Raw genomic sequence first — 18,859 nt, 5'->3', positions numbered from 1 at the left:
CAAAGCATACATTGGTCGCATTATTGGTGGTATTGCCGCCTTTACGTCGAATATTAGGATTTTATGTTATCACGTAGCATTTTCGGGGCATCTCTCTTCGTCGTCCCTTTTCTTAGCTTGTCTGTCCACGCCGCGTCAATTTCGTTAACAGTAGACAATGATGGCGCACTTGGAACCGACAGAGACTATACCAGCGGGCTAGGTTTGCGCTGGTCTTCCGACCCCGGGACCATCGGTTACAGCATAGAACTTGCTTCGCAAATGTGGACGCCGACTGACATTGAGTTTGAAACGCCACAACCCAATGAGCGCCCTTATGCGGGTCTGCTCTATCTGCAAGGGCGTGCTTACCACCAAACAGATGCTGTGGCCTATCGAGGTAGCTTAATGCTTGGCACTGTTGGGCCCAGTTCGGCGGCTGATTCAGCGCAATCTATCGTGCACGAAATTGTAGGTTCGACAGATCCAAAAGGTTGGGATTATCAAATTTACGACGAGTTTATCTATCAAGCAGGTTTCCAAGTTCATCAACTAATTTCTCGGACCCCGATCGGTGAATTTAGTGTTTTTGGTCGTGGTCAAGGCGGTAACTTTCAAAGTGAAGTTGCGTTAGGTGGCACCTACCGTATCGGTATCGATCTCGGGAATACGTTTGGCGCAACATCCGTTATCGCACAAAACTCGGTCGACGTAGGCATGTTAAGCCATAGCGATGATGGTTTCTTCTTTTTCACCACCCTTGAAGCGCGCCATCGATTCAGTGACATCACCATTGAAGGCGATAAGCCATCAGAGAATGATGATCTCGATATCCAACGCAATCAAGCCGCCATTTCAGGTGGTTTTTCTTGGTATTCTCGTCATTGGGGGGCAATCGCATCGGTGACGGCTTACAGCAAACAGTTCAAAACGTCAGATCTTGACCAACATGGCTACGGGAGTTTCACACTCTTTTATCGCTACTAAGGTCGTCAAGAACTTAAAGATCGCTTGAAAAACAAAACTGAAAGAGGCTGGAAGTTCCAGCCTCTTCTCTATGCGTCGTTAAAGTGATTGCTTATTGGCTTATTGGCTTATTGGCTTATTTCACTCGCAATAAGTTCTAGCAAATAGGTTTCACGGACAATAGACAAACCCTGCTTATCGCTTTCAGCCATCGTTTTTTTATTGTGTTCAATAGCTTCGTGGATATTCATCCATACTGGGCGCATGCCGTTTTTCACTTCATAGTCTTCCAGTGACACTTCACCTAACTGATCGTCAATATCGCACCAAAAGCAGTAAGAAATCATATGAACAACATCGAAATCTGGCTTATGCCACGGACGAAACTCTTCGTAGGAACCAAAAGGTCGAATATTGCGGATATTATTCGCGCCCGTTTCTTCTTTTAGTTCACGGACCAATCCATCAATTTGATTCTCGTTTACATCAATCCCACCACCCGGTAAGGAGTAGTCATGGTAACGCTCCGTAAACAGCAGCAAAATATCGTTCTCACGGACAACAATCGCTCGCGACGCTAATCGTTGAAAGAGCGACTTACCTTTAAGTGGAAGGACATCAGGATGAGTAGAGGTTTTCAGTATTCGCATTCTGTACGCCTAAATAATCAACAACAGGCGGTCATTTCGCCAAATCAGTCGCGCACTCTAACCAGAGATTAGACATTGGGCAAATAGAAAACGTGAATCCACGCGCATTAGTTGCTGTTACAAGTACATTCATTTCTTTGATTTATCCACACTCCACCATTAAAATACATCGGACTTTAAAAGGCCAAATAGTATAACGCTCGGTAAAGGTCAAAAGTCACACAAGACCACGATTAACCTTCAATTATTCATGGTTATATGTTCTATATTTTATATAGAAGCTTTGAGGCTAATCAGTATGACGTACTGAGAATCCATATATTTATAGAGTGTACTGGGTGAAAATAGGCCAAATGGTTGAATTTTGTATATAGTTAAAGTTATCAACTGCTATCAGTCATATTGAACTGAACCTAATGATTTAATGTTCACCAATATCCAATTCGTAACAACCCGACCCAGATACGGAGCCCACATCAATGCTGCAAAAAATCGCCATTGATAGCGTAGAGATTGGAATGTATGTCGAGCAAATCGAATCTCAACGTGCGCGAACCAAGATGAAAAAGCCTGGGTTTATCCGTCGTCAAGAAACCATCGATAACCTGCGCAGTAAGGGCGTCCTCTTTGTTTATGTCGACGGGGATCAAATTACTTCGGACGAAGATCTCCGTTACACAGAAACCAAAGTGGGTAAGTATTCTTCGATCAGTGGGAATGACGAATACTGCGCAGCAAAACAGTTAGTCGATACCTCAAAAAAACAACTCAGCAAACTCCTACGCGATGTTTATGAAAACAAACCAGTAGATATCGAGCCAGTAAAAGAAATTAGCGCCAACATTGTTGAGAGCATCTTTGAAAAACGTGAAGCTGTGCTGTGGATTAGTGGTATTCGAGAAAAGAGCGCGTATCTTCTTGAGCACTCGATGAATGTCGCGTTCCACCTTGTAAACTTTGGACGTTTTTTGGAGTTGGATAGAAATACACTAGAAGAACTCGCCGTCGGAGGTTTGGTGCATGACATCGGTAAAATACTGGTGCGAGACGAAGTTCTAAATAAGCCCGGTAAGCTCACTGACGATGAGTTTATCCATATGAAAGAACACCAAACCCTGTCTCAACCCGTCCTTGAAAATATGGTCGACTTACCGTCCATCAGCAAAGACGTCAGCTTAATGCACCACGAAAAAATTGATGGCAATGGGTACCCTAAGGGGCTAAAAGGCGACGAGCTTCCACTCATTGGCAGAATGTCTTGCATCGTCGATATATACGACGCCTTAACGGCAGAGCGTTGCTATAAACCAGCACTCTCGCCTTCAGAGGCATTCAAAATCATGATTGGGCTAACGCCATTCCATCTTGATGCGGATCTGCTTAAAAAGTTCATCCGATGTATAGGCTTCTACCCTGTTGGATCTGTTGTTGAACTCAGCAATGGTCGAGTGGGTTTAGTATGCAAAGAAAACCCCGATGATCTCATGACACCGACAGTGAAACTCTTCTACTCTGCGAGAACAGATTCATTCCGTGAAGTTGAATACATCAATCTTAGTAAGCGTCCAGATCTCAAAATCGTCCGTGGCTTGACTGAAGCAAAACTCAAAACCAGCTTCAGCGAGTTCCGTTGATTAGGCCATTCGTAACCAAACCACGTTCCACCTCAGCACTTTTTTTGCATTAAACTGCATCGATCAGCCTGTGTTCCCATCTTTATCCATGACCCGCGCCACACTTTTGCCTATAATGCGTGGTTCATTAACTCGTGGAATAAGAAAAATGCGAATTTGTGCTGTCGATTTTAAAAGCAACGAAGCGAACATCTGTCTATTAGAACTAAAAGAAGGGTTGTTCGACGTGCCAGATTGTCGCGCTCGTAAATTTACCATCATTGATGGGTCTAGCACCGAGCAAATCCGTCACTTCCAAAAGCAATTCGCGCAACTGATGACTGACTACAAAGTAGACAAAATCGTTATTCGCGAGCGCCCAATGAAAGGCAAATTTGCAGGTAGTGCTATTGGCTTCAAACTGGAATCTGCACTTCAACTTATCCAAGACATGGAATGTGAAGTATTTACTGCATCTGCAATGAAAGAATCTTTAAAGCGTAACCCTGTGATGGTCTCACTAAAAGAAGTGGGTCTGAAGCAGTTCCAAGAGCACGCTTTCACTACTGCGTGTGCTTACCTGAATAAGTAAACACACGGTCAGGCTGCCCTCGCGCAGCCTGATTTTATCATTACTATCCGTCACCCATTCCCAGCGCGTTTCTTTCTTCCCCTATACGCCTTTCTCATCACACCTTTCTCATCGCGTTGAATTAATCCACTTCACTGTGTGAAGCTCACTATTAAGTTCCGATTCTGGCGACACCTATCATTATCCAGTGATATTGTGACTACACATTTACTCAAACAAGAATGATGCGATGGATACCACCACACATTTTCAACAAGCTCGCCTATCTCGCGATGCTCGTTTCGACGGGCTGTTTTACACGGCCGTGGTGTCCACTGGAATCTACTGTCGTCCCGTTTGTCCGGCACCACCGCCAAAAGAAGAGAATGTTCGCTACTACGCAACAGCCTATGAAGCAGCATCACAAGGGTTTCGCCCCTGCTTACGTTGCCGACCTGACAGTGCACCAGGCTCCCCAGCTTGGCTTGGTAAACAAACGACATTTCGACGGGCCTTACGACTCATTGATGATGGCTATTTGCAGGACAATAGTATCCCGACACTTGCAGAGAAATTGGGGGTATCAGACCGCTACTTGAGAAAGTTGTTCACCGAATCGCTCGGTTGTTCTCCCAAGCAATATGCACTCTATCAGCAAATCCTTTTTGCGAAAAAGCTCCTTCATGAAACGACTATCCCCATCGCTGATATTGCTTTTGCGTCGGGTTTCAACAGTATTCGTCGTTTTAATGACTGCTTCCAACAACAACTCGCATTATCACCAACACAAGTGAGAGGAAAACAGTCGACACCGTCAGACTCGATAGTGGTCACGCTGAGTTTTCGTCCCCCTTATCACTGGCAGCACTTTCACTCAGCCATAAGCAAGACCATGATTTCAAATGTCGAGTGGTTGGATGATAACTCGTACGGAAGAACATTCATGTTGGGAACGCTATGTGGGCAATTTACGGCGACCTTGGAACCGAAGAAGCATCGCTTTGTGGTGGAACTCAAGCTGTCAGAGCCCAAATATTTGTTTGCGGCACTCAATCATATACGACGACTACTGGATCTCGATGCAAACCCGGATGCAATCACATTGGCGCTACGAACAGTGTTACCTTCGCACCAGCCTATAGTCACACGAATACCCGGTGTATGGGATACGTTTGAAGCCGGTGTTCGTGCCATCTTTGGTGAATCTCTCAACAATGATCAAGACCAAGACCAAGACCAAGTAATCTACACATCGATTGAACCACTATTAATTGAGAATCCTGAAAAAGGGATCGCTTATTTTCCGAGTGCTGAGAAGGTGTTAACAGATCTAGATTCTTATCCTCTATCTACGCAAGAGAAACATCGCCTTTCGTCTTGGGCAAAATACTGTCTCTCCAAGCAGGCTAGTAGTGACTTTGTCAACGCCCAAGGACAACCACTGACTGAAGCTCAGTACGCGTATGCATGTCTTCGTGGTGCGGGTTTACCTGATATAGCCGCTTTATCCAACCCAGCATCACTGGTACACGATGCACAACCTTGGCGTAGCTACTTCGCATTGAGCACACACTATAAGGACATATCATGAAGCAATATCGTTATCTCTACACATCCCCCTTAGGCGCAATCACACTAACTGCTTCTGAGCATGGTCTAACGTCACTGTCTTTGCCTGAGTACAAGTACGATATTCCAATATCAGACGATGAAGTCATCACAAGAGAGCCTTTCCAAACGGTGATTGAGCAATTAGACCAATATTTCGCGGGGGAGCCAGTGGCGTTTTCTGTGGCCTTAGATTTGCTTGGCACCGAATTTCAGCAACAAGTGTGGGCGGAGCTCCAAAAAATCCCCGCGGGAGAAACCCGTTGTTATGGCGACCTAGCGGCATTGATTGGCAAGCCTTCAGCATCTCGCGCCGTTGGAGCAGCTAATGGTCAAAATCCAATCGCTATTATCGTGCCTTGTCATCGTGTGATTGGTAAAAGTGGGAAACTAACAGGCTATGCGGGTGGGCTTGATGCGAAGGCATGGCTACTCAAACACGAGCAAGCCATGTCTTCTAACGCATTTAACTTGCAGCCACCAGCACACGTTGAGCCAACAGCTTAATAAATCGAAGCGGCGTAATACGATAACCAAGGTGCAGATAAAAGCCATGGGCCTCCTCACGGCTGATATGACTGGTCACTTCAATACGCATACAGTTCTGTTGTTTGAGATATATCTCTGCATGATCAAGAAGCTGCTTACCGATAGTCATGTCGCGAAAATTTTCATCGACGACCAGCGAAGAGATTCTCCCCCATGGCTGAACATCATGCACAACATCGACCGTGTGTAAGGTGATGAACCCCACGACCAAATCACACACTTCTGCCACAAATAAGGCGTCTCGTTGTTGTTTCATTACACGCGACAGTTGCTCTTCCGTTTGTTCCAGTGTCGGCGAGTATCCTAAGGTTTGGCAGAGCGCATTAATGCGCTCCGCATCTTCCAAGGTGGCTGGACGAATATTCATCATCCACTCCTTATTGATTAGCTGCAGTTTGACCACCTGATACTGAACGCAAACTCACGCGACGGTCGAAGAAATATCCTTCACGGTCACCTTCAGTTTCAATGGCTAATTGATTCCCATACGCGGTTTGCACAAGTTGCTCAGTCGCGACGCCCTGCTCAACCAAATATTCGTAGACGGCTTGAGCACGTAGTTGCGAAAGCTGCAAATTGTATTCCTGATTACCGCGTACATCGGCATGCCCTTCAAGATCCCAGCGCACCTCAGGCTGTTGACGCATTAGTTCGGCAACTTCATCAAGCTGACGCTGAAAATGAGGTTCGATCTCGGACGAGTTAGTGCGGAATTGAATGTCCATGGCCAACTCAAGATGAATGTCTTTTTCTTTCATTGAAGCTTTAAGATTGGCAAGTTCCAATTCATTGTTCGCGTAGAGATCTCGGTAAGTGGCTAACTGAACGTTTTCCTCGTGCATGTCGGCGATGATTTGTTCTTGTGCGATGTTTTGTTTATCTGAGCTCGCAAGCTGACCAATTAACCCGCCTACCAATGCACCAGCCACTGCGCCAACAGGGCCACCGATAACAGCACCAAACGCAGCCCCACCACCAAAGCCAACCATTTCAACCGTGCTGTCACGCTCGGTGTGTGCTAATTGCTCACTAGCAAATGCCGTAGACACTGACATTGGAACAACCAAAGAAATCGCTAGCATTGTTTTGTTAAATTTTTTCATTGTGCTTTCCTCATCCTAAATAGGGATTGGGTATGTACCCGGTTGTTGTTTCGATGAGGTTATTAAAACAAGTCAAAGTGGCGGGTAACGGGAGCAAAAATGGCAATGTGCCGAGCAAATGTGGCAAAAAAATGGCTTTTGCCTTTAAACGCTTTTCAGCCCTTTTACCGCTTTCATTTTCAGGTATAGTCAAATCATCTTGTGGTTGATTATCTGAGTAAAAATGAAACGTATTGCCATCGTAGAAGATGAACCCGCTATCCGTGAGAACTACGCGGACGTATTAAGAAAGCAAGGTTATGCCGTCTCCACTTATGCCAATCGGCATGATGCTGAGGACGGTTTTAAACAACGTTTGCCTGATCTGGCGATCATCGACATTGGCCTAGCCGATGAAATCGACGGCGGGTTTCAGCTTTGCCAAACAGTTCGTGCAATGTCAGCTACCCTGCCAATCATTTTTCTAACCGCCAGAGACAGCGACATTGATACTGTCGTTGGGCTACGCATGGGTGCTGACGATTACCTCACCAAAGACATTAGCTTGCCGCATTTGATGGCCCGCATCGCTGCGCTTTTTCGACGTAGCGAACTGTTAAAGCAATCCGCGACTGACAGCGAATCTTTGCTCGAACGCGGTAACCTCACGCTCGACCTGAACCGAATGCAAGTCAACTGGAATCAGCATACTGTTGATCTTACGGTCACCGAATTCTGGCTTGTTCATGCCATGGCAAAACGCCCCGGCCATGTTCGTAGCCGTCAAGATCTCATGCAAGAAGCCCATGTGGTTGTTGATGACAGTACGATCACATCGCACATTAAGCGTATTCGTAAAAAGTTCATCGCCCTAGATGCCGATTTTGACTTTATCGACACGGTTTATGGCATGGGATATCGCTGGGACAGTAGCAAATGAGAAGCCTGATAGAACAGGTTTGGCGTTGGGTGTCCGGCATTCGAACCAAAGTCGTCCTGCTCTCTGGCCTGCTTCTATTGTTGCCGTTCATTGGCTACAACTATGTGTGGGAATTGGAGAATGTGCTTCGCCAAGGGCAAGAGCAAACGCTAATGGGGTCGGCGCGTGCATTTTCCATGTCACTCAATCAACAACCCGAGCTATTTGAGCGTCAATTAGCGACAAAACCTCGCTTAGAGAAAGGCAAAGACCTCTACGCCGTGGCACTTGAATCGCACATAGATATTGACGGCTCCACGTTAGATTGGGATCGTTACCAGGCATACAAACACAATTATGGGCAAGACAACGTCATTTTCAGTCGTGTTCCTTATCGCTTTTCTGACTTAAATTTTGACCTCACGCTTACAAGTGATGGTGACGAGATTTATGCTCTCGTCGATATTGTTGACCGCTCGCCTGTACTTAAACGAAGTGGCTCGCTTCGCATCGATCGCAACGACCATCTCGTGGTTACACTCACAACCTTAGAAGGCGAATTCAAGCGCTACGCTATTTCAGCCACACGCAGTGGTCCTGCCAACGTTTCTCTGATTGAAACGACGATTTCAGATATTGAACACAACTTCCCATCGGAGGCGATTCGCGCTTGGTGGCAAGAAACGGCGAATGGCTACGCCATTGAATTGGCAATCCCTGATTGGCTGGTGGGCGAAAAGCTCAGCTTTGCCTATTACAACGTGGTCGACCCCTTTAACAGAGATGTTGAAACCATCTTGGCAACGTCTAACCCGCGTAGCGCGGAAACGATCGGCACATTGCTTGTACCCTCTCCAGATCTAGAGCAGGTTCTGACAAACATCAACGATGGGAATTCACGTGTTTGGGCCGTGGACAAACACGGTCGGGTGCTCGCGAAAACTGGAGATTTACAGTCAGCCAATGGCGTTTGGGAAACGACGATAAAGTATCAAGATCCGCCTTCAGGCGTGATGGGATGGTTACAAACCGAGATCCTAAACCCGCTTTACTATCAAATTCTAAAACGTCCTCCCGAGCACATCGTTGATGCGATGCAACATACGGCGGTATTTAGAGGAGTGGAAGTGCAACAAGCACTTATTGGACGCCCTTATGCCAATTGGCGTGTGACCGATGATCAAAGTGCGATGATCCTGTCTGCTGCATATCCAATTAAGGTTAACAATGACATCGTCGGCGCAGTCGTTGTGGAAGAAACCACCAATGGCATCACGACGCTTCGCAATAAAGCGCTTGAGCAATTGTTCAACGTACTGTTGGCTGTCATTTGCACCGGTGTGGTGGTTTTACTTCTATTTGGCTCACATATTTCCAAGCGTGTCAGAAAACTACGTGATGATGCTGAGAGTGCCATTGATCCGCAAGGGCGTGTTCGCCATCAACTCGATCCTATTGAAAGCAAAGATGAGATCGGCGATCTCTCACGCACATTGTCCACCATGGTCACACGACTTTCTGATTACAACAGTTACCTTGAGAAAATGTCATCTAGTCTTTCTCACGAGCTGCGTACTCCCGTCGCTGTCGTCCGGTCATCACTTGAAAACCTCGCCTTCGTTAATACGGATGACGATCAACGACGCTACATAGATCGTGCTCAAGAAGGTGTTGCAAGATTGGCAACGATACTGACAAGTATGACGGAAGCAACGAGGCTTGAGCAAAGTTTCGAACATGCTGAACAAACGTCATTCCCCCTTGATAAAGTCATAACTGGTTGTGTGCAAGGCTATGAATACGCCTACCCTCAACAAGCGTTCACCCTACAAATCAAGGAAGGACACTATGGCATGCAAGGCGTTCCTGAATACGTCGCTCAACTGCTTGATAAGTTAATCGCTAACGCGGTGGAGTTCAGAACACCCAATACATCGATTGATATTCAGTTGGTTCAACGTGAACAACGTGCCTGCATCACTGTTTCTAATCTTGGTCCGAATTTACCCGAAAATATGGGAAATCAATTGCTAGCATCTATGGTCTCAGTGAGGGATGAAAAGCAAAAGTCCGATAAGCCTCACCTGGGGCTTGGGCTTTACATCGCGCGTTTGGTCGCGGAATTCCATGAAGGTGAATTGGCTATAGCCAATCGCGTGACATCTGATGGGGTGATAGTGACCGTGTGGCTTCCCGTGATGAGCCCATAGTTCAGCCCCCAACAATCACCCAAATAGCGCTACAAGGAGTGTTTATGAAGCTGTACGAGAAAGCCCCTGCACCCAGTGCACGTCGTGTTAGTCTTTTCATTGCCGAGAAAGGGATTGTTATTCCAAGGATCGATGTGGATATACGTGGCGGCGAAAACACAACTGACGCATTCAAAGCCAAAAGCCCCAACGGCAAGATTCCATGCCTCGAACTCGATGATGGAACAACGATATGTGAATCTGTCGCTATCTGTCGTTATATAGATGCTGCCTTTCCGACGAACCATCATCTTTTTGGTGAAGGTGCACTGGCTATCGGGCAAGTCGAAATGTGGAATCGCATTGTCGAATTTCAAGGGCTCTATGCTGGATTTCAAGCATTTAGAAACATAACAGGCGTTTACAAAGACAGAGAACGTTGCGTTGAAGCATGGGGAAATGAATCCAAGCAACGTGTGGAGGAGTTTTTACCTGAATTGGATAAGCGATTGGCAACGTCTCCCTACGTTGCGGGCGACAAGTTCTCGATCGCAGATATTTCGACGTATATCCTGTGTGATTTCTTGAAAAATCTCGATCTGCAGCTTGATGAATCACTGCCCGCTTTGTTGGCATGGCAACGCAAGATCAACGAGCGGCCTGCCTTTATTGAAGCATCTAAACAATCGTAATGTGTTACTGCAGTATCGCGAAACAGCCATCATCAGATGGCTGTTTTTATAACTGCTTCACGTATTCAATAAACACTTGATTGTCAGAATACTCAACCTTGGTGACTTTGCCGTCCACAGTCAATGATGTGTTAACTGAGATATCCCCAGTCATCACCGACACCTTGCTACTTTTAAAACTTGGCAAAGAGTGATTAGGGTCTAAACCCATCTCTTTACAAAACCGAAGAACAAAACCCCGGTCGAGAGGCACATCACCACGCAGCGTTTTTGAAAAATCCAACTGACTTACGCCTAAACGCTTTGCCATTTCAATCTGAGTAATACGAAGTTTCGCTTTGTAAGACATCCAAGCATCATAAAGTGTTTGTCTGTCATGATAGGTAAATTCCATTGTTTTCCCTCTTTCGACCTATCAATAGATGAGCCTCATATTAAAGAAAACCCCAGTTTTTGTGTCAGTTAACCGTAAGCCCTATGTAAGCACTTGTCTCACCCTGCACTCTTCGCTATGGTAGCGCCGTTAATCAATCAACGAGATTTACCATGAACAACAATCTAGCGCTGCTTCCTGCGGATGAAAAACAGAAAATTGAATTGGATAAACAGGCTGCCTATGCCGTATGGCAAGTAAAAAATGCGCTGGCCGAAAGAAGCACTTTCGCACAACAAGCTCAAGCTCTGACCGACGAAGATGAGAGAGCACATTTCGTTGATTGTGTAGAAAAATATTCCAAAAAAATGGGGCTGTAATCAGCCCCATTTCATATTCGCAGACCCGCAGAGCAAGCTAAGTGGCTTTACCTTGGCCGATCAATTAAGTGACAACGTCACGAATTAACTCACTGCTAATGCCTTACAGTGATATGTGTCCTGCTACTATCGTTTCGTCAAAAGCGCTACGTACTTATTACTGTCATCGCAGTAAACAATACGGCAATTGAAGTTATGACTATCAGCAACTTGTCTTAGTGTGGACATGCCAATGTCAAACCATGGGATCTCTTCACTGACACGTCCATCAAATTCAAACGTTAAGTGCCGTGTCCGATAACCTTCATACTTGAGATTTTCCGAGCTCAAAATAAGTCGACCACCGGGATACAAGTTGCGATGCGCAAGATTAAGAAAATGGAAAAAGTGACGAATATTTCCTAATTTCCCCACCACACCTCTCAAAGCTAACCAAGAGAAAGAACGATCAAACATGGTGTGCTGGTCAAACAGATCACCACAGATCACTGAAGGGACACCACGTTGATGCATGATCGCACACGCAATCGGAGAATTGTCGATAGAGGTGACTTTCATGCCTTTGGCAACGAGGAACAGAGAATGTTCACCACCGCTCGCTCCAATGTTAAGCACACTGCGACGACAATAAGAAAGCGCTATTCTGTCTGTAGCTACATCCTCTGGACGTCGGAAAAATTCAGACGTCGGAATGACTGAGGTTCCATTGTTTTCTCTCACAATGAGCTTTCCAGACTTGTTGCCGTTGAAATAACTCGCCAGTGCTGTACCAAACACTTCTACAACGCTCTGCATGATGTCCAATCCCCTTTGCATATTCAAATGAGAGAATACGCCGAAGCAATACAGAGATGTGTCTCATTTTAAAAACAACTGCACTGTATCAGCTTAAAGTGCTAGTACTTTTCTTATCACATTGGAGTCGATGTTCGGGTATATGATGCTTTCTTCCTACGTTTATTTTGATACATAGCCTTGTCAGCAACACTAAGCCATTGTTCTGCTGACTGAATATCTGAAGTCAGCTCTTTTTCACCCAAGGTCAAAGATACGGTGATGCCGTTAGGTAACCCTTCAGAACGAATGTCTTGACAGAGCCTTTCCATTATTTGAGGAACTTCTGATTGAGCGGTATGACGTAAAAGCACCACAAATTCATCTCCCCCTATACGACCAGCCACATCTGAGTCACGTATATTGCGGGTAAGATGCTCGGCAATTTTTACCAATACTTCATCACCAATTTTATGACCATAGGTATCATTGATGCCTTTAAAGCCATCAGCATCGATATATACGAGAATGGAGGGGGCGCCCGTCAAAGCGTGTTGCTGATAGGTCTCTCGAATATCATTCATGATCGCATGGCGCGACTTAATCCCTGTGAGAGAGTCATATTCCACCAATTTACGCAAATGGTGCGCCATGGTCACCACCGTATCCCGCTGATCAATCTCGGAAGTAATATCTGTCATGGTGCCGACGCGATAAATGAGTTCATTGCTTCCATCAAAAACACAGTGACCGCTATCTCTGACGTGTTTAATGCGACCATCTGGGAATAGCAAACGATAGTTAACACTCCAAGAGTCAGACGAAGAGGAAAATCGCGTAGTGGCTGCCATTTCCCTGTCGGAGGGATGCACTCTATTTAGAAAAACACGAGGATCACCATATAACGACTCTACGGGTTCTTCCCAAATATCGTTGAAGCAGCGGTTAGCGTAATAAAGCCGCATAGGATCGGGAGCAGAGATCCAGACAACTGAACTGACATTTTCTGCAATGATTCGAAAACGTCGTTCTGAAGTAGAAATGACGTCTTGAAGCTGTTTTTCTTCATGAATATCAAATACTGACACAACAAATTTATCGGCTCTCATTTTGTCCGAAGACACTGCTGAAACCAGAGATCTAACCCAAATATGATGGCCATTTTTATGAACATAGCGTTTATCAACTTGATAATGCTCGCGACATTCTGTCACCAGTTGTCGTCGTAGAGGCTTTTCGCTGTTTGCATCAGGTTCATAGGTCAACTCAAAATCACTGATCCCTTTTAATTCATATTCGCTGTATCCAAGAAGCATATAAAACGCTTTATTGATGTTGACGAATTGACCTTCAGCGTCGACCACCGCCATTCCATAAGGCAACCCATCAATATCAAGCTCATCTGCACCTTTCTCTGGTGTAGCACAATCAGAAATAACGACGATATAGATATTGCTGGAGGCGCTCGTATCCACGCTGACTTTTAACAAGCAGGGTTTATTGGATTGAGAGAGGGTCGCCACTTTATGGAAGGGTTCAAAGTGCGATAAGGAGGCTGAAGACGCAAAGTAGCGCTTGATGTCATACCAAACACCAGCAGAAAAACAGCCATCTAAGTTATGACTGCCTTGTTCTAATCGCAGTGTACTTTGGCACTCACGATTGCTATGGACGATTTCTCCCAGCTCGTTAACAATAAGCATGGGAACAGGTGCAATATCGAAATACAGCATCTGAGAATGGTTTTGAATCTGAAACATCCGAGTTCGTTTTTTCCTAGTGTTAACGAGACACATTCAAGAAAGCGCTCAAATTATCAAGCGAAGCACTCACGCAATATACTAGCGATATAGCTGAAAGACGTTTGATTCAGTTTTGATACAGAAAGCCAGAAAGCGTTTTCTCGTTGCTCTGCTTACGCCAGATTCGGATAAGGGAGATGCCCCACTTTTACCCAAAGTAAGGTGTCTTCTTCAGCAAATGGGTTGTATTCGAACATATGAGGAGTTCGCATCCACACTCCTGCAGGGTACTTGCCGAATTCATCGCGGTACTCACCGCTTATGACAAATACTTCTTCACCACAGAAATGAGAAATAGAAAAAAAGTGCTGCCCTGCTGGCCACTGAATCATGGCAACTTGCTCACCATTAAACTCATGGAGTGGCAATATCCTCAGCCGGCCCTGTCCATCAATCCACTGCGTTTCGTCACGAGTGTTAATTCGAATTTGATGGAAATCGTGGCTTGAAAACTGATGCAACTTTACCAATAACGTGCACCCAACAAGGCTAAAAGGTACATGGGAGCTTCCAGGAGGGTTTCGAATATAAGTGCCTGCTGGGTAATCGCCGTTTTCATCAGAGAAAACACCATCAAGAACCAATATCTCTTCGCCAAGAGGGTGTTCATGACGACGGAACTCACTCTTAGGTGCATATTTTACAATGCTTGTTGCGTGACCCCGCTCATCTTCCTCACGGGCGAGAGGTTTTCTAAGTACGCCCTCGATTGGCGATGGTTGCCAGTCTTGTGCATTGGTGTCAATGATCACCCGTTGGTCAAACTGCATATTCAGCATAAGACAATCCTCAAACAGGAAAACACGGGACTTACCTGATTTCTCTGACGATACCCGTAATATAGTCATGGATGACCTGAACTGCCGTCGCATTCGTTGGAAGTAACAGACGAAATAAGGCAAAAATCACGCAGCCCTATCTCGCTATATTTCTCGCATACCTCCTCGAGTTATCGGACGTTACGCTCAATCTAACGTTTTAACTCAAGACTCCTAATCCTAGATAAAAATCAAAACTAGCAGGCACAAAAAAGCCGACTTTCGTCGGCTTTTTAAGGTCATTTCAGTGCTGATTATGCGTCAGCAGGACGACGGTCAGGACGAGCACCTGAAGGACGACGGTCGTTGCCGCGGTCACGGTTGAAGCGACGCTCACCACCGCGATCTGAACGATTGCCACCGTTACCACCGCGAGGACCACGCTCTTCAAAGCGACGACCACCGTTACCGCCTGGCGCACCAGAACGCTCACCGCCGTTACGACGACGTGGTGGCTCCATGTTAACGTGACCTTCAACTAGCTGTGCGTCAGTTGCTTTCTGGCGAATACGCAGTTGCTTCAGTTGTGCCATGATTTCATTAGGCATTTTCTTAGGCAATTGAACATAAGTGTGGCCAGTTGCTAGTTTGATAGAACCAATAAATTGCTTCTCTAGACCTAGTTCGTTTGCGATTGCGCCAACGATGTCTTTAACTTGAACGCCTTGATCACGACCAACTTGCAATTGGTAAGTATCCCAATCAGCAGCGTTGTAGCTACGACGCTCACCGCGCTCTGGACGGCTGCCGTCACGTGGACCGCGCTCGTCACGACGAGATTCACGGCGTTTGTTCTCACGCTCGATTGCCGAGATCATTGGATCTGGACCAGTGTAGAACAATGGACGTTTACCTTGTTGACGCTGAAGAAGCATCGCCGCCAAAGTAGCTGCATCTACATCGATTTGCTCTTGAAGCTTTTCGATAAGACCAACAAACGCTTCTAGACTTTCAGCTTCTTTCTGCTCAAGCAGGTCAGCAGCAAGTGCAGCAAGACGTGCTTCAGCAACTTTGTCACGCATAGGAAGTTGAATTTCTTCCATACGAGTCGACGTTACGCGCTCAATGGTACGAAGCATACGGATCTGGTTGGTACGTACCAACAAGATTGCTTTACCAGCGCGACCAGCACGACCAGTACGGCCGATACGGTGGATGTATGACTCAACATCGAATGGGATGTCGTAGTTGAATACGTGTGTGATACGTGGAACATCAAGGCCACGAGCAACAACGTCAGTCGCAACAAGAATGTCGATAACGCCACGCTTGATGTGATCAACAGTACGCTCACGTAGTGACTGAGGAATATCACCGTGCAAAGCAGCAGCTTTAAAGCCACGAGCTTGCAACCAATCAGCCAAACGCTCAGTGTCCTGACGGGTACGTACGAATACGATAGACGCATCAGTCTCTTCAGTTTCAAGAAGACGAGACATTGCTTCGTCTTTCTCTACGCCTTTCACTACCCAGTATTGTTGTTCTACTTTCTCAACAGTACGGTTGCTACCAGCTACGTCAATGCGCGAAGGTTCACGAAGGAAGCGGTCAACGATTTCTTTAACGATAGGAGGCATGGTTGCAGAGAACAATACACGTTGTGCAGTTTCTGGCGCTTGCTCCATGATCCAAGTAACGTCGTCAACGAAGCCCATTTTCAGCATTTCGTCAGCTTCATCTAGTACGAAAGTTTTCACTTCGTCCAGCTGAAGACGTTCGCGGTTGATAAGGTCTTTAACACGACCAGGCGTACCAACAACAATGTGAGCACCTGAACGTAGAGCACGCATTTGCTCAACGATTGAAGCACCACCGTAGATCTCAAGTACTTTCAAACCAGAGATTTTTTGGCCCAGAAGTTTAACTTCTGCTGCAACCTGAATAGCTAGCTCACGAGTAGGCGCCATAACAATAGCTTGTGGCTTGTGCTGGTTCAGATCGATTTTGTTTAGGATTGGTAGAGAAAACGCAGCGGTTTTACCAGTACCAGTTTGTGCCTTACCTAGTGCATCAACACCAGTAAGAAGCAAAGGAATCGAAGCCGCTTGGATTGGCGTAGGTGATACAAAGCCAATTGAATCTAAAGCGGAAAGAAGGTTTTCAGCTAGGTCTAGCTGACGAAATTCAGTAACGATATCTTGCATTGGGATCCCAATATATAGACTAAAGTAACGGGGCCCCTGCTAGCGGTTTCGCACTGTTATATTTTACTGATGCAGGTTCACTTTGATTAAAACAGTGATTTCCTACTCTCTGCAACAGCAACTAACGCTACGGGCCTCGACAAATAAGGGTCAGAATTCTGCGCTAATAAACCAAAAAAAGCCAGAAAAAATTGAAGGAGTTCACAATTTTTTCTACAGTTGATGACTTTTTAACTGCAATAGCCTAATTCGCTAGCAAATTGTCGTTAAATTGGGCAGTCACTTCACGCTTTGCCTATATTTTCTAATCAATACAAATCCGATTTCGACCTAACTTCCGAGCCATCAAACGTTGTTTTTCTGCATTTTTGAGTAATCGACTTGTTCGATTGAACAACGTTCCTCCTCCCAAAACAGCCCCCACACTCAAAGTGACACGCTGATAAATGGCGGATGCACGATTACGAATATTACGGTGGTACATTGAATTCACCAAGGCTTCCGTCATTTCACGTAGGTGAACTTCATTTTCATATTGCACCAGAATCATAAACTCACCCGGTGCTGTCGCGGCACACACGTGAAACGAATAACATTCGGTGTTTTCTTCAATCAATATTGATATCGAACGTAGTAAATTAGACGCCTCATTTTCGCCATATAGCTTTTGGTAACCACGAAAAAAATCCACTTCTATGGATATGACGGCCAACACACCGTTTTGCCGGCGAGAATCAGACACAATCTGAGGGAGACTCAATGCCAAGTATTTTTCATTGGGTAATTCAGTCACGGGATCAATCATTTTCGACCAAGCGCCCAACTGGTTACCCATTTCAAGCTTACGCCTCAGAAGCACAAGCTCATGCTCTTGATGCGTGTTCATCTTTTCGAGATCACCTAAACGCTGATTATTGAGTTCGGTTTCTCGTAATTTGTTAATTTTCTGACAGACAGACGCCGCCAGCAGTTTTATTGCCTCTTTTTTGGGCTCATCTAATACTGAACGATAAATCAAATTGTCGGCGGCTAACCAGCCTATGCATTCGTCGCCATTCCACATCACCATCATGACATTCCAACCGATACCGACTTGCTCTCGGCCAAAATACAGAGGGACGTTCTCTTTTACGATGAGCTCGTTCTTTGTTGTAAATGCCTCTTCCATAAATAGTGTGTTTGGCATTTCTTGACAAAAATCGCTTCGGTCCACCACATTGCCATGAGGATCAGTACCCCATGTCCCCCACATTTTGTCTTTTTCCAAATCACAAAGAAAAATCCCCATGCGGTCTATTTGAAGACGATCGCGCCCTAACTCGATTGCAATTCGACATAGAGAATGAATAGAAGTTGCTTTCGTGAACCGAAGAGAGATCTCGTGGAGACTTTTCAAGTACGTCAGTTGAGAAGACAGAGTTCGGTTATTTAGCGCTAAATCCAATTCATTTTGATGTTTTGACAATCGGACTTGTGCAAGCTGATGTGCCAATAGCTTACATTTCAACTGAAAAGCAGCATCTCGACGAAGCCAATCAAAACTCTCAGAGCGTAGCCTTTTCTTTTTGTCAGGCGTGGCAACCTCGACTAAGACGTAGCCAAGTAATGAATCACTTTTGCTCAGCGGAATGACCGCATGTTCCCACATGACGTTGTCTTGTTGCCAGCCAGCGTTGAATGGCAATTCAGAAACAAACGAAAAATCGTCAAGGTGCCTACTTGCGAGGAAGGCCCAATCAATGGCATATCC

19 protein-coding genes are annotated in these 18,859 nt (G+C 45.6%); 10 read left to right on the top strand and 9 right to left on the bottom strand.

All coding sequences use genetic code 11. The features are described 5' to 3' along the window. Positions 1-63: 63 nt before the first annotated feature. Positions 64-966 carry a lipid A deacylase LpxR family protein gene (locus L4D06_RS21540; RefSeq protein WP_429741278.1) on the top strand — a complete coding sequence of 301 codons (903 nt, stop codon included), beginning with the start codon at positions 64-66 and terminating at the stop codon, positions 964-966. A gap of 107 nt (positions 967-1,073) precedes the next feature. Here L4D06_RS21540 and L4D06_RS21535 read toward each other — a convergent pair whose 3' ends face one another. Continuing rightward, on the bottom strand, positions 1,074-1,595 hold the full coding sequence (locus L4D06_RS21535; protein ID WP_429741276.1) for an NUDIX domain-containing protein: 522 nt from the start codon (positions 1,593-1,595) through the stop codon (positions 1,074-1,076). 479 nt (positions 1,596-2,074) lie between these two features. Between L4D06_RS21535 and L4D06_RS21530 the strand changes: the two genes are divergently transcribed. The 4 genes from L4D06_RS21530 to L4D06_RS21515 all read left to right on the top strand — a co-directional run bounded on the left by L4D06_RS21530 (position 2,075) and on the right by L4D06_RS21515 (position 5,894). Then, positions 2,075-3,229 (top strand): cyclic di-GMP phosphodiesterase, encoded by a 1,155-nt coding sequence (locus tag L4D06_RS21530; protein WP_429741274.1) that lies wholly within the window; start codon positions 2,075-2,077, stop codon positions 3,227-3,229. 148 nt (positions 3,230-3,377) lie between these two features. Beyond that, positions 3,378-3,800 carry a DUF3010 family protein gene (locus L4D06_RS21525; protein ID WP_274163097.1) on the top strand — a complete coding sequence of 141 codons (423 nt, stop codon included), beginning with the start codon at positions 3,378-3,380 and terminating at the stop codon, positions 3,798-3,800. Between the two features lie 229 nt (positions 3,801-4,029). Continuing rightward, entirely contained in the window at positions 4,030-5,370 is a 1,341-nt protein-coding gene (locus L4D06_RS21520) for a bifunctional transcriptional activator/DNA repair enzyme AdaA (protein ID WP_429741272.1), read from the top strand. Then, entirely contained in the window at positions 5,367-5,894 is a 528-nt protein-coding gene (locus L4D06_RS21515; RefSeq protein ID WP_429741270.1) for a methylated-DNA--[protein]-cysteine S-methyltransferase, read from the top strand. Before L4D06_RS21520 ends, L4D06_RS21515 begins: the two co-directional genes overlap by 4 nt. Here the strand turns inward: L4D06_RS21515 and L4D06_RS21510 are convergent. Beyond that, complete coding sequence (locus tag L4D06_RS21510; RefSeq protein WP_274163094.1) at positions 5,854-6,303, bottom strand: GNAT family N-acetyltransferase; 450 nt, start codon at positions 6,301-6,303, stop codon at positions 5,854-5,856. The genes L4D06_RS21515 and L4D06_RS21510 overlap by 41 nt on opposite strands. Before the next feature lie 10 nt (positions 6,304-6,313). Beyond that, positions 6,314-7,039 carry a sortase-associated OmpA-like protein PdsO gene (pdsO, locus tag L4D06_RS21505; protein ID WP_274163093.1) on the bottom strand — a complete coding sequence of 242 codons (726 nt, stop codon included), beginning with the start codon at positions 7,037-7,039 and terminating at the stop codon, positions 6,314-6,316. Positions 7,040-7,071: 32 nt separating this feature from the next. On the opposite strand from pdsO, the gene L4D06_RS21500 reads away from it, so the two are divergent. The 4 genes from L4D06_RS21500 to L4D06_RS21485 are packed head-to-tail and all read left to right on the top strand — an operon-like array spanning position 7,072 to position 10,818. Then, complete coding sequence (locus L4D06_RS21500) at positions 7,072-7,248, top strand: hypothetical protein (RefSeq protein ID WP_274163092.1); 177 nt, start codon at positions 7,072-7,074, stop codon at positions 7,246-7,248. A gap of 14 nt (positions 7,249-7,262) precedes the next feature. Then, positions 7,263-7,958 carry a proteobacterial dedicated sortase system response regulator gene (pdsR, locus tag L4D06_RS21495; protein ID WP_429741267.1) on the top strand — a complete coding sequence of 232 codons (696 nt, stop codon included), beginning with the start codon at positions 7,263-7,265 and terminating at the stop codon, positions 7,956-7,958. Continuing rightward, on the top strand, positions 7,955-10,147 hold the full coding sequence (gene pdsS / locus L4D06_RS21490) for a proteobacterial dedicated sortase system histidine kinase (protein WP_429741265.1): 2,193 nt from the start codon (positions 7,955-7,957) through the stop codon (positions 10,145-10,147). The genes pdsR and pdsS overlap by 4 nt, the downstream gene beginning before the upstream one ends. Before the next feature lie 44 nt (positions 10,148-10,191). Beyond that, on the top strand, positions 10,192-10,818 hold the full coding sequence (locus tag L4D06_RS21485) for a glutathione S-transferase family protein (RefSeq protein WP_274163089.1): 627 nt from the start codon (positions 10,192-10,194) through the stop codon (positions 10,816-10,818). A gap of 46 nt (positions 10,819-10,864) precedes the next feature. On the opposite strand, the gene L4D06_RS21480 is transcribed toward L4D06_RS21485, so the two are convergent. Continuing rightward, a complete protein-coding gene (locus tag L4D06_RS21480) occupies positions 10,865-11,212 on the bottom strand; it encodes a helix-turn-helix domain-containing protein (RefSeq protein ID WP_274163088.1) in 348 nt (115 codons plus the stop codon). A gap of 152 nt (positions 11,213-11,364) precedes the next feature. Here L4D06_RS21480 and L4D06_RS21475 point away from each other — a divergent pair, with 152 nt between their 5' ends. After that, positions 11,365-11,571, top strand: a complete 207-nt coding sequence (locus L4D06_RS21475; RefSeq protein ID WP_274163087.1) for a DUF3283 family protein — start codon at positions 11,365-11,367, stop codon at positions 11,569-11,571. Between the two features lie 126 nt (positions 11,572-11,697). Here the strand turns inward: L4D06_RS21475 and L4D06_RS21470 are convergent, their stop codons facing one another. From L4D06_RS21470 to L4D06_RS21450, 5 genes are all read right to left on the bottom strand, one after another. Beyond that, complete coding sequence (locus tag L4D06_RS21470; RefSeq protein WP_274163086.1) at positions 11,698-12,366, bottom strand: class I SAM-dependent methyltransferase; 669 nt, start codon at positions 12,364-12,366, stop codon at positions 11,698-11,700. Between the two features lie 116 nt (positions 12,367-12,482). Beyond that, positions 12,483-14,105: a sensor domain-containing diguanylate cyclase gene (locus L4D06_RS21465; protein WP_429741260.1), complete on the bottom strand. Its 1,623-nt coding sequence runs from the start codon at positions 14,103-14,105 to the stop codon at positions 12,483-12,485. A 155-nt stretch (positions 14,106-14,260) separates the two neighbouring features. Then, positions 14,261-14,926, bottom strand: a complete 666-nt coding sequence (locus L4D06_RS21460) for a cupin domain-containing protein (RefSeq protein ID WP_429741258.1) — start codon at positions 14,924-14,926, stop codon at positions 14,261-14,263. 293 nt (positions 14,927-15,219) lie between these two features. Beyond that, on the bottom strand, positions 15,220-17,109 hold the full coding sequence (locus tag L4D06_RS21455; protein WP_274163083.1) for a DEAD/DEAH box helicase: 1,890 nt from the start codon (positions 17,107-17,109) through the stop codon (positions 15,220-15,222). A 304-nt stretch (positions 17,110-17,413) separates the two neighbouring features. Further along, on the bottom strand, positions 17,414-18,859 hold a 1,446-nt coding region (locus L4D06_RS21450; protein WP_429741256.1), incomplete at its 5' end, for a GGDEF domain-containing protein.

It is taken from the genome of Enterovibrio makurazakiensis (assembly GCF_050336585.1).
Lineage (GTDB): Bacteria > Pseudomonadota > Gammaproteobacteria > Enterobacterales > Vibrionaceae > Enterovibrio > Enterovibrio gelatinilyticus.
This window is presented reverse-complemented; position numbering and strand designations above follow the sequence as displayed.

Bases quoted from the DNA above. Each gene is read 5' to 3' on its own strand.
- L4D06_RS21540 (WP_429741278.1), top strand. From the start codon at position 64: ATGTTATCACGTAGCATTTTCGGGGCATCTCTCTTCGTCGTCCCTTTT.
- L4D06_RS21535 (WP_429741276.1), bottom strand. From the start codon at position 1,595: ATGCGAATACTGAAAACCTCTACTCATCCTGATGTCCTTCCACTTAAA.
- L4D06_RS21530 (WP_429741274.1), top strand. From the start codon at position 2,075: ATGCTGCAAAAAATCGCCATTGATAGCGTAGAGATTGGAATGTATGTC.
- L4D06_RS21525 (WP_274163097.1), top strand. From the start codon at position 3,378: ATGCGAATTTGTGCTGTCGATTTTAAAAGCAACGAAGCGAACATCTGT.
- L4D06_RS21520 (WP_429741272.1), top strand. From the start codon at position 4,030: ATGGATACCACCACACATTTTCAACAAGCTCGCCTATCTCGCGATGCT.
- L4D06_RS21515 (WP_429741270.1), top strand. From the start codon at position 5,367: ATGAAGCAATATCGTTATCTCTACACATCCCCCTTAGGCGCAATCACA.
- L4D06_RS21510 (WP_274163094.1), bottom strand. From the start codon at position 6,303: ATGAATATTCGTCCAGCCACCTTGGAAGATGCGGAGCGCATTAATGCG.
- pdsO (WP_274163093.1), bottom strand. From the start codon at position 7,039: ATGAAAAAATTTAACAAAACAATGCTAGCGATTTCTTTGGTTGTTCCA.
- L4D06_RS21500 (WP_274163092.1), top strand. From the start codon at position 7,072: ATGTACCCGGTTGTTGTTTCGATGAGGTTATTAAAACAAGTCAAAGTG.
- pdsR (WP_429741267.1), top strand. From the start codon at position 7,263: ATGAAACGTATTGCCATCGTAGAAGATGAACCCGCTATCCGTGAGAAC.
- pdsS (WP_429741265.1), top strand. From the start codon at position 7,955: ATGAGAAGCCTGATAGAACAGGTTTGGCGTTGGGTGTCCGGCATTCGA.
- L4D06_RS21485 (WP_274163089.1), top strand. From the start codon at position 10,192: ATGAAGCTGTACGAGAAAGCCCCTGCACCCAGTGCACGTCGTGTTAGT.
- L4D06_RS21480 (WP_274163088.1), bottom strand. From the start codon at position 11,212: ATGGAATTTACCTATCATGACAGACAAACACTTTATGATGCTTGGATG.
- L4D06_RS21475 (WP_274163087.1), top strand. From the start codon at position 11,365: ATGAACAACAATCTAGCGCTGCTTCCTGCGGATGAAAAACAGAAAATT.
- L4D06_RS21470 (WP_274163086.1), bottom strand. From the start codon at position 12,366: ATGCAGAGCGTTGTAGAAGTGTTTGGTACAGCACTGGCGAGTTATTTC.
- L4D06_RS21465 (WP_429741260.1), bottom strand. From the start codon at position 14,105: ATGTTTCAGATTCAAAACCATTCTCAGATGCTGTATTTCGATATTGCA.
- L4D06_RS21460 (WP_429741258.1), bottom strand. From the start codon at position 14,926: ATGCTGAATATGCAGTTTGACCAACGGGTGATCATTGACACCAATGCA.
- L4D06_RS21455 (WP_274163083.1), bottom strand. From the start codon at position 17,109: ATGCAAGATATCGTTACTGAATTTCGTCAGCTAGACCTAGCTGAAAAC.